This is a genomic window from Pseudoalteromonas sp. SW0106-04 (genome assembly GCF_001293805.1).
In the GTDB taxonomy this organism is placed as follows: domain Bacteria; phylum Pseudomonadota; class Gammaproteobacteria; order Enterobacterales; family Alteromonadaceae; genus Pseudoalteromonas; species Pseudoalteromonas ruthenica.
In genome coordinates this window covers 294,311-306,181 of record NZ_BCAI01000002.1, presented here as the reverse complement: position 1 = coordinate 306,181, position 11,871 = coordinate 294,311, and the positions used below count along the sequence as shown (strand labels likewise).

Genomic DNA, 11,871 nt, shown 5'->3' with positions numbered 1-11,871 from the left:
TCTAACAATCCTTTAATCGTTATAATCTAAACTGCTCACCCAAATAGACGTCGCGAACCGTTTGATCGGCAAGAACTTGCTCTGGAGTGCCAGAAGCAATGAGCTCGCCATGGGAAACAATGTATGCGGTTTCACATACGTCTAGGGTCTCTCGCACGTTGTGGTCGGTGATTAATACACCAATGCCACGATTGCGCAGATGCTCTATGATTTTCTTTATATCTAACACTGAAATAGGGTCGACACCAGCAAAAGGTTCATCCAACAAGATAAACTTGGGGTTTGCCGCCAATGCTCGCGCTATTTCTACCCGGCGACGTTCGCCACCAGATAACGCCATTCCTTGTGAGTCTCGAATGTGCTGTATATTAAACTCATCAAGTAGGCCCTCAAGCTCGCTTTCACGCTCTGCTTTGCTTAAGCCCTTGCGGGTTTCCAGGATGGCCATCAAATTTTGAAAAACTGTCAGCTTTCGAAAAATAGATGATTCTTGCGGTAAATAACCAATACCTAAGCGCGCACGAGAGTGCATCGGCATCAAGGTGATATCCTCATCATCAATACTGATGGTGCCTTTATCACTGGGTACCAAGCCAACTATCATGTAAAAAGTAGTTGTCTTACCGGCTCCATTAGGGCCGAGCAAGCCGACGATACTACCTGCTTGTACTTCTAAGCCCACACTTTTGACGACCTCCCGGCCTTTATAGCTTTTTGCTAATTTTTGTGCTTTAAGAGTCGCCATTATTGCTCTTTCTCCGGCGTATCGTCACTTTGTGGTGTTAATGTTGTGCGCACTCGTGTGCTGGAGTTTTCATCCTTTTCGGCGGTGATCAGCTGTTTGGCAATATCATAGCTTATGGTTTCGGCAACGATATGCTGGTCGGCCATGGCAATCTTAGCATCACCTTGAATTTTAAGGGTCTCAGAGGCGACGTCATAACGAATTTCCAGCGCCTGTGCAGAAATCTCAGTGCCATCTTCCATCACTTCGGTGTACACAGCTGGTGAGCCGGTGGCTACGAGCAATTGCTTGTTATCACCCAATTCTGGACGACGGTGAGCCTCAAGGCGGTCAGCTTTTATTTCCCGTTTGCCGTGAACAATATGCACGTTCTTATCAAAAATAGTGATATTTTCTTTGATCAGTGCTTGTTGTTTGTCGGCATCAATTAACACTTCCTTGGCGGTAATTTGCTCAGCAGTAGCGCTAGCAGAGCACAAGCCAATTGCGATGGATGTAATTAATGCACTGATTTTATTGGTCATAATATATTGTTCGCGTATGTTCTGTTAATTCAACTATCTCTGTATTGAGGTCTGCTTTCAAGCCTTGCCCGGTGATCTTCATATTCGGGCCACTTAATACTACAGCCTGCTCGGACTCCATGCGCTGGCTATCTATATCAACTTGAATGGCCTCAGCGCTGACCTTCTCAATCATCGCCCCTTCTTTTAAGTTGGTGGCGGTGACGTTATTTTCCAAGATCAAAATGTTGTTGTTGTATAAAGTTGCTTCATCGGCGTTTACCTGCCAATTTTCTGTTTCACCATATAAGGTAAATACCGGCTTGGTGAAATGCGTAAACCCGAGTTCTTGATACAGCTCCATTTCCTCAGCATAAACGGTGTGGCTTAACTTACCCTGATCGTTATAACTAGTCTGACTTAGCCCAGTTGCGATATAGTCGGGTGTGGCAATATGGTCTTGCTGAGCGACACCATCATCTGTCGACTTCATAAAATAAGGGTACCAAAGCCACGCCATCGCGACGATAAATAGCAGTGATATGAGCGCTCTCGCTGCGTTCATGTGCTACTTCCCTGTGTTCCCAGGCTATGTCCTTGGGCCAGCATCAGCAAATCTGTGAGCTCACGCACAGCACCAAAACCCCCTGGTAGCAAGGTACTGTAATGGGCTATTCGCTTAACCAATGGGTGAGCGTCGTTAACCGCTACGGCGAACCCGACTTGCTCCATCACCGGTAAATCAGGGCCATCATCACCAATGTAGGCTATTTGCTCATCGCTTAGGTTTAATGTGCGTTTTAACTGTGCATAGGCTTCGAGCTTATTCTCTTTACCTTGATAAATGTGGGGGACACCCAAGCTTTGCATTCGCGTTTGTACTATCTGTGATTGTCGCCCGGTGATAACAGCAACTTCAACACCCGCATTGAGCAACGCTTTAATGCCGAACCCGTCTTTGGTATTAAAGGCCTTTAATTCCTCGCCTTGATTGCCTAAGTAAATACGGCCATCTGAAAACACGCCATCAATATCGCAAATTAACAATCGAGTGCGCTGTGCACGTTGCCACGCGCCTTCGTCTATGGCTTGGTATAACTCTGAAAACAACACTAAATCACCCCCGCGCGCAATAAGTCTTGCGTGTTCAGCGCGCCAATGGGACGTTGCTCGTGATCGGTCACGATGAGTCCATTAATGCGCTTTTGCTCCATAATTTTCAGTGCTTCCGCCGCCAGCATATGAGCATCGGCTGTGGTGCAGTTTGGAGTCATTACCTCAATCAGCGCGGTGTTGTGAATATCCACTCGCTGCTCCAATACACGGCGTAAATCGCCATCGGTAAATAGCCCTACCAGTCGCTCATTATCATCGACAACAGCGGTCATTCCTAAGCCTTTGCTTGAGATTTCTAACAAGGCTTCTTTAATGCTTTGTGATTGGTGGCTACGTGGCACGTCATCGCCGCTATGCATAACATCATTCAAGGTCAGTAATAAACGTTTACCTAAGCTCCCGCCGGGGTGGGAGAGGGCAAAGTCATCGGCGGTAAAGCCTTTGGCTTCTAATAAAGCAACAGCGAGGGCATCGCCCATTGCCAAGGTTGCGGTAGTGCTTGCGGTGGGGGCTAAACCCAGTGGGCAGGCTTCTTGCGATACTTTAATACATATATGGGCATCAGCTAAGGTCGCCATACTTGATTGAGGATTGCCGGTCATGGCAATCATGGGCGCGCCAATACGTTTAATTACCGGAATAATGCTCACAATTTCGTGCGTTTCGCCAGAGTTAGAAATGAGCATAACGATGTCATTTTCAGTGATCATGCCTAAATCACCATGGCTGGCCTCACCTGGGTGCACGAAAAACGCTGGAGTGCCGGTACTTGCTAGGGTCGCGGCAATTTTATTACCAACATGTCCTGATTTACCCATGCCAATAACGATGACTCGGCCGCTACAAGCCATGATCATCTCGCACGCTTGAATAAATTGTGCGTCTAAATACTGATGTAACTCCTGCAAAGCGGTTTGTTCTATTTCTAAAACCCGTTGTGCGGTGGCAATAAAGCTTTGGCTCATACTATTACTCTAGGCTAACTGACTAAAAATATATCCTTGGTAGGCAAAAAATGCGACTAGTAAAAAGCCGCCCTCGATTCTGTTGATACGCCGCGCGCCACGAAAGTTCAAACTCATGGCAATAAGCACCACCGTTGCCGCAATCATAATTAATGCATCACGGTTAGCAGCGGAGGGGTCGATAACCGATGGGTTTAAAATACCGGCGATGGATAGGACCGCGAGAATATTAAATAGATTCGAGCCGACAATGTTGCCCAGTGCTAAGTCGTCTTCATTTTTCAGCACCCCAGCCACACAAGCAGCAAGTTCCGGTAAACTAGTGCCAATGGCAATGATGGTAAGCCCAATGACTAAATCAGAAAGGCCAAAATACTGGGCTATATCCACTGCTGAGTCGACAATAAAATGCGAACTGATGGGCAGCATCGCCATCCCGATAATCAACCAAATCAGTGCTGACTTGGTGCTCACCCCACTGGGTATTTCATCACAGACTTCACTCACCAAGGGATCGTCATCATTACTTTTTTGATTGCGTGAAATAACAATCAAAAAAACGATAAAGGTGACAAAACCGCCCGCCAATAGCCATCCCTCAAGCTGAGAGAAATAATTATCGGTAAACATATACCATGCAATCAGTGACACCACGAGCACAATGGGCATTTCGCGCTTTAGTGTAATGGAGGACACTGAAAGTGGGCGTAGCAAAGCAGTAATACCTAACACCAAGAGAATATTGGTAATGTTTGAACCAATAGCGTTGCCGACAGCGGTATCGGTTTTATCTGCCAGTGCCGCAGAAGCTGATACCATCATCTCTGGTGCCGACGACCCCATTGCGACCACGGTCAAACCGATGATTAGGGCTGGCACCCCTAAGTTGCGAGCCAGCGCAGCTGCGCCATAAACGAAACGATCCGCACTCCATACTAGGGCGACAAAACCAGCGACTAGAATGGCGAAAGAGGTGAGCATGATTAATGAGCCATTGATGTAAGTGAAACCTTGGCGCAGATAGTAACAAACTGGGCTGTGTTTGTGTAAGAAAACCGTGTGTTTAGGTGTTCCACTGAGCAGGAATTTGAATGGGCTTACAAAAATTTACAGAATCTTTTTTCCCTCAGCGTAAAAAAACTTTAAAATACGAGGTCTAATGATAGAAATGAGCGGGAGAGCGACTTGTCGCAACCAATAGTAGAAATCAAGGATGTTACCTTCTCGCGCGGAGAGCGTGTTATCTATCAAAATATGGACTTTACCATTCCGAAAGGGAAAATCACTGCTGTTATGGGCCCAAGTGGTATAGGTAAAACCACTTTGCTCAGGCTGATTGGTGGGCAATTAAAGCCCGATTCGGGCGATATTTTATTTCAAGGCAATAGCATTCCAAGCATGTCACGTTCGGCGCTTTATCAAGCGCGGACAAAAATGAGCATGTTGTTTCAAAGTGGTGCGCTGTTTACCGATATGTCGGTGTATGACAATATCGCCTTTCCTCTTAGAGAGCACACTGAACTCAGTGAGGAGTTAATTCGCTTGGTGGTGTTAATGAAACTACAAGCGGTTGGCTTACGTGGCGCAAAAGATTTAATGCCTGCTGAGTTGTCCGGGGGGATGGCACGCCGCGCTGCTTTGGCTCGCGCGATAGCCCTAGACCCTGAATTTATCATGTATGATGAGCCTTTTGCCGGACAGGACCCTATCTCTATGGGCGTGTTAGTGCGGCTAATTAAATCACTCAACGAAGTGTTAGGGTTGTCTTCTTTGATTGTTACCCACGATGTGCAAGAGGTGTTGAGTATCGCCGACCACGTGATTATTCTCGCCGACAAAGGGGTGATTGGCAGTGGCAGCCCGGCACAAATGCGTGAACATGAATCGCCCTTAGTGCAGCAATTTTTGCAAGGGCTGTCTGATGGGCCAGTGCCTTTCCACTTTGATGCTGAGCCTTATGAACAGGAGTTGTTGTCATGATGCAGTCGCTGCTTAATTTGTGGCAACGCCTTGGACATAAAAGTCTAAGCCGTTTCGCGTCGATGGGGCGCGCTACACAGATGTTGCTGGGTGCCTTAATTAGTGTTCCTAATGTGCGCAAAGGCACGCCCTTATTAATTCGACAGCTGTATATGGTGGGTTTTCAGTCACTGATTATTATTTTGGTGTCAGGGCTGTTCATTGGCATGGTCTTAGCTCTGCAAGGCTATACCGTATTAGTTGATTACGGCGCTGAAGATAGCTTGGGGCCCCTGGTTGCTTTGAGCCTATTACGCGAACTAGGGCCGGTGGTGACGGCGCTGTTATTTGCTGGTCGCGCTGGCAGCGCGTTAACCGCCGAAATAGGCTTAATGAAAGCCACCGAGCAGTTAACGAGTTTAGAAATGATGGCTGTAGACCCGCTGAAGCGCGTCATTTCACCACGCTTTTGGGCCGGCATGATTAGTATGCCGCTGCTTGCGCTGATCTTCTCTGCTATTGCCATCATCGGCGCACATTTAGTGGGCGTAGATTGGCTTGGTGTAGATAGAGGCAGCTTCTGGTCTATTATGCAAGCGCAAGTGTCGTTCGAAAAAGACGTTCTCAACGGCCTGATTAAAAGCTTTGTCTTCGCCTTGTTGGTAACCTGGATAGCCCTATACAAAGGCTATGACTGTATCCCGACCTCTGAGGGGATCAGTAAAGCGACCACAGAAACCGTTGTGCATTCATCATTAGCCGTTCTTGGCTTCGATTTTATTTTGACCGCCGTAATGTTTGGCGGCTAAAGGATTAACACCATGAATTCGAGAAAAATTGAAATTTTAGTCGGCTTCTTTGTCACTCTTGGTGTGGCGGCGCTGGCAATTCTGGCTTTAAAGGTCGCCAATGCAGGATTAGCTGGTAGTAATGGCACTTATTCATTGCAGGCTAAGTTTGAAAATATAGGATCGTTGAAAACACGCGCTCCGATTAAAGTCGGTGGCGTTGTGGTTGGCCGTGTTGAGGGCATCCAAGTGCACCCCAGTGAATTTGTTCCTGTGGTTGAAATGGCCATCGACAACCAATATGAGTGTAAGTTTTCCGATGCCACATCGGTATCGATATTAACCTCGGGCATACTCGGCGAGCAGTATTTGGGTATTTCCCCGGTCATAGCGAGTGACTCGGCACAGCAAAGTTGTTTAGGCAATGAAGTGGCGCAGGCACAAAGCGAGGATGAGCTTTCGATAGATGCCGTATTTGGCGTACAAACGAAAGCGCTCAAGGATGGCGATATGATCACTGACACCAAATCAGCCTTGGTTTTAGAAGAGCTTATCGGCCAGTTTTTATTTAATCAAAGTAGCGAGTAATGATTATGCGTAAGCTGTTCATTGTTTTAACTGCCGTACTCTTGGCCGCCACTTCTAGCTTACAGGCACAAGAGGTGGATTTAAGTGAACCTTATAAAATGGTGCGTCAGGTTGCTGATAACACCTTTAAACGTGTTGAGCGCGATCAACAGAAAATTCAAGCCGATAAAGAATACCTAAAGGTCATTGTCGAAGAAGAGCTGTTGCCCTATATCGACTATAAGTATGCGTCTTATCGTATGCTCGCAAGCTATATTCAAAAGGCGCGCAGTATCGAAGACCCCGAAGAGAAGAAGCAGGCGATAGCCCATATAAAGCGCTTTATTGATGTCTTCAGAAACTACCTGGTAACTACCTATGCTGGGGTGTTTACGCAGTACACGAACCAAAAGGTTGAGTTTGCCGCGCCTCGCGATGTTGGTGATGCGAATGTGGTTGTGGTAAAGACCACCATTAAGGACCCAGGGAAACCAGACATTGATATTGGCTTCAAAGTGCGTAAGGATAACGACAACCAATGGCGTGCTTATGACATGATCGCCGAAGGCATCAGTTTGCTTGATGCCAAGCAAAGCGAAATACACGGTATTTTGCGCCAAGAAGGTATTGAGCACGTGATTGATTTACTAGATAAGAAAAGCCAGTTACCTGTGCAATTTCGAGGTGATGGTGTCGATGAGTAATCTGTCGCTGCAACAAATAAAGCCACAGCACTTTGCCATTGCCGGTGAGCTAACTCGCTACAGCGTTGCCGATAAACGCTTAAGTGAGCAGCTTGTGCAAGGCCAAGAGCAAGTGGAAATCGATTTGAGCGAAGTGACGCGAGTCGATACTGCAGGCTTAGCGTGGCTTATTCAGGCATCGTCGCAACTGCAACGCCAAGGGCGCCAGTTACAACTAAACCATATACCTGAGCAGTTGCATAAACTTATGCAGTTGGGACAGGTCGAAAGTATTTTTGAGTGAGAGTGATGCAAAGCAGTCAAGTAGAAGCTTTATTAAAACAAGAGCTAGGTCTTGAAGAGATAATCGTAAAAGTAGAAGGGACCCATTACCAAGTAATTGCCGTGGGTGACTGCTTCGATGGGCTCACACCAGTGAAAAAGCAACAGCTTGTTTATAAACCACTGATGGAAAAAATCTCAGACGGCACCATTCATGCGGTTTCTATTCGCGCTTTTACGCCAGAGCAATGGCAACGCGAACGTAAGTTTATCCTTCCGCAGTAATTAGGAATCAGCATGGACCATTTTATTATTCAAGGCGGCACACCGCTCAGCGGTGAGCTCACCATTTCTGGTGCTAAAAATGCAGCATTGCCAATTTTATTCGCAGCGCTGCTGGCTGATTCACAAAGCACGTTTAGCAATGTTCCTAAGCTGCGGGATATCAATACCACTGAAGCGCTGTTGAAAGAATTAGGCGCAGGAGTTCGTTGGCAAGACGAGCAATTACTGATCGATGGTGGTTCTGTCGATAAGGTACTGGCTCCTTACGACTTAGTAAAACAAATGCGCGCATCGGTGTTGGCCTTAGGCCCCTTACTTGCGCGCTTTGGCAAAGCTCAAGTTTCTCTGCCCGGTGGCTGTGCCATTGGGGCACGACCTGTGGATATTCATATTCAAGGTATGCGCCGTATGGGAGCAACCATTGAGGTTGAAAATGGGTACATTAACGCTCATGTCGAAGGTCGGCTGCAAGGTGCGGAAATCTTTATGGATACCGTCAGTGTGGGCGCCACCGAAAACCTGTTGATGGCGGCAACCTTAGCACAAGGTAAGACGGTACTCGAAAACGCGGCGCGTGAGCCGGAGATTAGCGATTTAGCCAAGTACTTGAATAACATGGGCGCTAAAATCAGCGGAGCAGGGACCAGTCGCATCGAAGTGCAAGGCGTAGAGCGTTTGCAAGGGTGTGAGCATGCGATTTTACCGGATCGTATAGAAACCGGAACATTCCTAGTTGCAGCGGCCATGGCAAAAGGCGATGTGTTATGCAAAAACACAGATTATCATAGCCTTGAGCCAGTTATTGAAAAACTGCGCGAGGCGAATGCACTTGTTGAAGTGACCGACAACAGCATCTACCTAGATATGCGTGGTCGTGAGCTCAAAGCTGTGAATATTAAAACCGCACCTCACCCAGGGTTTCCTACGGATATGCAAGCGCAGTTTACGGCGCTAAATGTGGTTGCTAATGGCAGCGCCACAATTACCGAAACTATTTTTGAAAACCGGTTTATGCATGTACCTGAACTTCAGCGCATGGGAGCCAATATTCGCCTTGAAGGGAATACCGCAATTTGTGGCGACAGTCCTAAATTGACTGGCGCACGGGTTATGGCGACCGATTTACGGGCCTCTGCAAGTTTGATCTTAACCGGAATCATTGCCAGTGGTGAAACCCGTGTTGACCGCATTTATCATGTTGACCGTGGTTATGAGCATATTGAAGACAAACTCAGCGCGCTTGGTGCCAATATTAAACGTGTGAGTGAGTAGTCTCGCTATTAACTTGGTAATAGAAAAAGGCCGCTGATAGCGGCCTTTTTAGATGGGAATGTGGGTGTGTTCGATTATAACCGGGTTTCTAGTTCAGCGACGGTGACCGTCAAAGTGTGCGGCTCACCATCACGGTAGAGTTCCACCTCAAGTTCAGTCCCCGGTTCGGTATTGGCAATGCGCTCCAGAGTCTGTTGGATATTACTCACCGAATGCCCGCCCATGCTGACGACAATATCGCCTTCTTTGATACCAGCTCGCCACGCCGGCCCGAGTGGATCCATTTTATTAATACGCATACCGGCGATGGCCATATGGTTATTAGTGACTTCCCGACCTTGCTGATCGACAGCGGTTACATCCATGCCCATGTAGCCACGCACAACCCGACCATAGCGAATAAGCTTATCCATAACATCCTTAGCGAGAGAGTAGGGAACAGCAAAGAAGATCCCTTGAATATCGAGGTTCGCTCGGGTTTTAAACTGTGCTGAGGTAATGCCAACCAAGTCGCCATGAGAATTCACTAAGGCACCGCCTGAGTTACCGACATTTATCGCGGCATCCATTTGTAGCAAGCTACTGTGGGAGCTGTCGGTTACTCGTTGCTTTCCGGTGGCACTAATAATCCCCTGAGTAATGGTTTGCCCTAAGTTAAGGGGGTTACCAATAGCTAGCACCACATCGCCAACCTGAGGTTTGAAGTCATTATCAACCGGGATAGCTGGCAGATTCTCCCCCGCGACTTTCAATAATGCCAAATCAGTAACGGTATCGAACCCTACTAACTGCACTTCACTAAAACGGCGTCCGTCAGCAAGAATGACCTCGACTAAATCAGCATTATTAATGACATGGTAGTTAGTCAAAATGTAGCCGTCTGGACTCATTAGTACGCCTGAGCCGAGTTCAGATACGGTGTTCTGTCTTTGCATGTAACGTGGCTGAGTCGAGATGCGCTCAGAATACACTGTGACCACTGCGGGCGCGGCGCGGCGTACCGCTTTGGCGTAGCTCATATGGGAGCCAGTAAAGCCATCAGCGGAGAGAATGGGGAGCAAAGCATCACGCAAAGACGGAGTGGCGAGCACAATAATAAAGGCGATACCCAGACCACTTAATAGCGGCAGCAAGGCGAACTTAATCTTTTTCAGCACGAGATAATAATTATTATTTATTTATAAGCTTAGGCAATGATGGCACATAAACGACAACAGCGGCAAGGGCGCCGCTGTTGAATGTTGTTAAAGCACAGCAGGGGTTACTGAATAGGCGCGAAGAAGGTGCTATTGCCACGGCGTACTACCAGCACAATATTACCTTGAATATCTTTGATTAGATTAGCAAGTTCACGCACGGTTTCTACCCGCTCACGGTTGACCTGAGTAATAATGTCCCCCTCTTCCAAGCCCAGTCGGGCAGCAACGGAACGGGGGTCTACCGAATTGATAATAACCCCTTTGATACCGTTACGTTTGCCGGATTCAAGCTCTGCACCGGCTAAGGCGCGATGAATTTCGGCGGCTTCCTCTGTAACATTGTCGGCTGCGGCTAAGGTCACGTCTAACTCGATTTCTTCATCATCACGGAAAATACCGATTTCCACTTCCTTACCCTCACCTAGGGTAGCAATTTTGCCGGCTAATTCAGCAAAGCTCTTAATATCATCACCGTTGACGCTGATGATAACATCGCCAGCTTTGATGCCTGCTTTCTCGGCAGCCGAGTCTTCAACGACGCGCTCAACCATTGCACCTTGTTTAACATCGAGATCCAAGGCTTCGGCATAGCCTGCATCTAATGTGCGCCCAGCAACACCCAATGAACCACGGCGCACTTGTCCATACTCAACAATCTGGTCGACTAAGTTTTTCATCATATTAGAGGGGATGGCAAAGCCGATGCCAACGTTACCACCGGAAGCACCTAAAATAGCAGTGTTAATACCGATTAGTTCACCTTTGAGGTTAACTAGCGCTCCCCCTGAGTTACCTTGGTTGATAGCCGCATCGGTTTGAATAAAGTCCTCATAGCCTTCGATATTAAGCCCACTACGCCCTAGGGCACTGACGATGCCTGAAGTGACTGTGTGGCTTAAACCAAATGGGTTACCGATAGCGACAGAAAAGTCACCAACACGGAGCTTGTCAGAGTCAGCGAGTTTGACTTCAGTAAGGTCTTCGCCATCAACTTGTAACAGCGCGATATCTGATTCTTTATCAGCGCCGACGAGCGTCGCTTCGAATTCACGACCATCCTCTAAGGTCACCACCATTTCCTCGGCATCGGCGATAACATGGTTATTCGTCACTACATAACCTTCATCGGCGTCGATGATGACACCGGAGCCTAGGCCGCTAAATGGACGCTTTTGTGACCGAGGTTGGGGGCGCCCAAAGAAGAAGTCAAACGGGTCGACACGGCGACGCACTTCTTTTGAGCCGGATACACGAATACTCACTACGCCAGGAGTGACGCGCTCGAGCATAGGTGCAAGCGTAGGTAACTGCTGTCCATCTACCGCGACGGGCAGCTTGGCATGAGAGATACTAGGTTGAGCAAGTAAAGTGGCCGATAAAATGGCGGCACTGATGATTGATAACTTCATTTTCATAGTCTGGGCAAACTCCACAATACAGGGGCTGCTATGCAGCCCGATACCTATAAAGCTATTTCCTATACAGACTATGGGGTCGTTAATTTAGT

The 11,871-nt window shown here is 47.6% G+C and carries 15 protein-coding genes; 7 read left to right on the top strand and 8 right to left on the bottom strand.

The genetic code is table 11. From position 1 onward, the window contains the following. Positions 1-19: 19 nt before the first annotated feature. Genes lptB through W04_RS04050 form a run of 6 tightly spaced genes read right to left on the bottom strand, consistent with a single transcriptional unit; the run spans position 20 to position 4,310 of the window. Complete coding sequence (gene lptB / locus W04_RS04075) at positions 20-745, bottom strand: LPS export ABC transporter ATP-binding protein (protein ID WP_022945552.1); 726 nt, start codon at positions 743-745, stop codon at positions 20-22. Further along, positions 745-1,269, bottom strand: coding sequence for a lipopolysaccharide transport periplasmic protein LptA (gene lptA / locus W04_RS04070; RefSeq protein ID WP_022945553.1), 525 nt, complete (start codon positions 1,267-1,269; stop codon positions 745-747). The genes lptB and lptA overlap by 1 nt, the downstream gene beginning before the upstream one ends. Then, positions 1,259-1,813: an LPS export ABC transporter periplasmic protein LptC gene (gene lptC / locus W04_RS04065; protein WP_053909877.1), complete on the bottom strand. Its 555-nt coding sequence runs from the start codon at positions 1,811-1,813 to the stop codon at positions 1,259-1,261. Before lptC ends, lptA begins: the two co-directional genes overlap by 11 nt. After that, on the bottom strand, positions 1,810-2,361 hold the full coding sequence (gene kdsC / locus W04_RS04060; RefSeq protein WP_022945555.1) for a 3-deoxy-manno-octulosonate-8-phosphatase KdsC: 552 nt from the start codon (positions 2,359-2,361) through the stop codon (positions 1,810-1,812). Before kdsC ends, lptC begins: the two co-directional genes overlap by 4 nt. Further along, on the bottom strand, positions 2,361-3,329 hold the full coding sequence (locus tag W04_RS04055) for a KpsF/GutQ family sugar-phosphate isomerase (RefSeq protein ID WP_022945556.1): 969 nt from the start codon (positions 3,327-3,329) through the stop codon (positions 2,361-2,363). Before W04_RS04055 ends, kdsC begins: the two co-directional genes overlap by 1 nt. A 9-nt stretch (positions 3,330-3,338) precedes the next feature. Further along, a complete protein-coding gene (locus W04_RS04050; protein WP_053909876.1) occupies positions 3,339-4,310 on the bottom strand; it encodes a calcium/sodium antiporter in 972 nt (323 codons plus the stop codon). Positions 4,311-4,514: 204 nt separating this feature from the next. Between W04_RS04050 and W04_RS04045 the strand changes: the two genes are divergently transcribed. From W04_RS04045 to murA, 7 genes are read left to right on the top strand one after another with little or no spacing between them, the layout of a single operon-like run. Beyond that, a complete protein-coding gene (locus W04_RS04045) occupies positions 4,515-5,309 on the top strand; it encodes an ATP-binding cassette domain-containing protein (protein WP_081604435.1) in 795 nt (264 codons plus the stop codon). Positions 5,310-5,317: 8 nt separating this feature from the next. Continuing rightward, entirely contained in the window at positions 5,318-6,097 is a 780-nt protein-coding gene (gene mlaE, locus W04_RS04040) for a lipid asymmetry maintenance ABC transporter permease subunit MlaE (protein ID WP_026111194.1), read from the top strand. Positions 6,098-6,109: 12 nt separating this feature from the next. Further along, positions 6,110-6,664, top strand: a complete 555-nt coding sequence (mlaD, locus tag W04_RS04035) for an outer membrane lipid asymmetry maintenance protein MlaD (protein ID WP_022945560.1) — start codon at positions 6,110-6,112, stop codon at positions 6,662-6,664. 5 nt (positions 6,665-6,669) lie between these two features. Next, positions 6,670-7,347, top strand: a complete 678-nt coding sequence (locus W04_RS04030; protein ID WP_026111195.1) for a phospholipid-binding protein MlaC — start codon at positions 6,670-6,672, stop codon at positions 7,345-7,347. Next, a complete protein-coding gene (locus W04_RS04025; protein ID WP_053909875.1) occupies positions 7,340-7,630 on the top strand; it encodes a lipid asymmetry maintenance protein MlaB in 291 nt (96 codons plus the stop codon). The genes W04_RS04030 and W04_RS04025 overlap by 8 nt, the downstream gene beginning before the upstream one ends. 5 nt (positions 7,631-7,635) lie before the next feature. After that, complete coding sequence (locus tag W04_RS04020; RefSeq protein WP_026111196.1) at positions 7,636-7,893, top strand: BolA family protein; 258 nt, start codon at positions 7,636-7,638, stop codon at positions 7,891-7,893. Between the two features lie 12 nt (positions 7,894-7,905). Continuing rightward, entirely contained in the window at positions 7,906-9,165 is a 1,260-nt protein-coding gene (gene murA, locus W04_RS04015; protein WP_053909874.1) for a UDP-N-acetylglucosamine 1-carboxyvinyltransferase, read from the top strand. 74 nt (positions 9,166-9,239) lie between these two features. Here murA and W04_RS04010 read toward each other — a convergent pair whose 3' ends face one another. Then, positions 9,240-10,322: a trypsin-like peptidase domain-containing protein gene (locus W04_RS04010; RefSeq protein WP_022945565.1), complete on the bottom strand. Its 1,083-nt coding sequence runs from the start codon at positions 10,320-10,322 to the stop codon at positions 9,240-9,242. Between the two features lie 104 nt (positions 10,323-10,426). After that, positions 10,427-11,779, bottom strand: coding sequence for a DegQ family serine endoprotease (locus W04_RS04005; protein WP_022945566.1), 1,353 nt, complete (start codon positions 11,777-11,779; stop codon positions 10,427-10,429). Positions 11,780-11,871 lie beyond the last annotated feature (92 nt).

Excerpts from the sequence above, each read along its gene's own strand:
- murA (WP_053909874.1), top strand. The coding sequence starts at position 7,906 with ATGGACCATTTTATTATTCAAGGCGGCACACCGCTCAGCGGTGAGCTC.
- mlaD (WP_022945560.1), top strand. The coding sequence starts at position 6,110 with ATGAATTCGAGAAAAATTGAAATTTTAGTCGGCTTCTTTGTCACTCTT.
- W04_RS04020 (WP_026111196.1), top strand. The coding sequence starts at position 7,636 with ATGCAAAGCAGTCAAGTAGAAGCTTTATTAAAACAAGAGCTAGGTCTT.
- lptA (WP_022945553.1), bottom strand. The coding sequence starts at position 1,269 with ATGACCAATAAAATCAGTGCATTAATTACATCCATCGCAATTGGCTTG.
- W04_RS04055 (WP_022945556.1), bottom strand. The coding sequence starts at position 3,329 with ATGAGCCAAAGCTTTATTGCCACCGCACAACGGGTTTTAGAAATAGAA.
- W04_RS04025 (WP_053909875.1), top strand. The coding sequence starts at position 7,340 with ATGAGTAATCTGTCGCTGCAACAAATAAAGCCACAGCACTTTGCCATT.
- W04_RS04005 (WP_022945566.1), bottom strand. The coding sequence starts at position 11,779 with ATGAAAATGAAGTTATCAATCATCAGTGCCGCCATTTTATCGGCCACT.
- W04_RS04050 (WP_053909876.1), bottom strand. The coding sequence starts at position 4,310 with ATGCTCACCTCTTTCGCCATTCTAGTCGCTGGTTTTGTCGCCCTAGTA.
- W04_RS04030 (WP_026111195.1), top strand. The coding sequence starts at position 6,670 with ATGCGTAAGCTGTTCATTGTTTTAACTGCCGTACTCTTGGCCGCCACT.
- lptC (WP_053909877.1), bottom strand. The coding sequence starts at position 1,813 with ATGAACGCAGCGAGAGCGCTCATATCACTGCTATTTATCGTCGCGATG.
- lptB (WP_022945552.1), bottom strand. The coding sequence starts at position 745 with ATGGCGACTCTTAAAGCACAAAAATTAGCAAAAAGCTATAAAGGCCGG.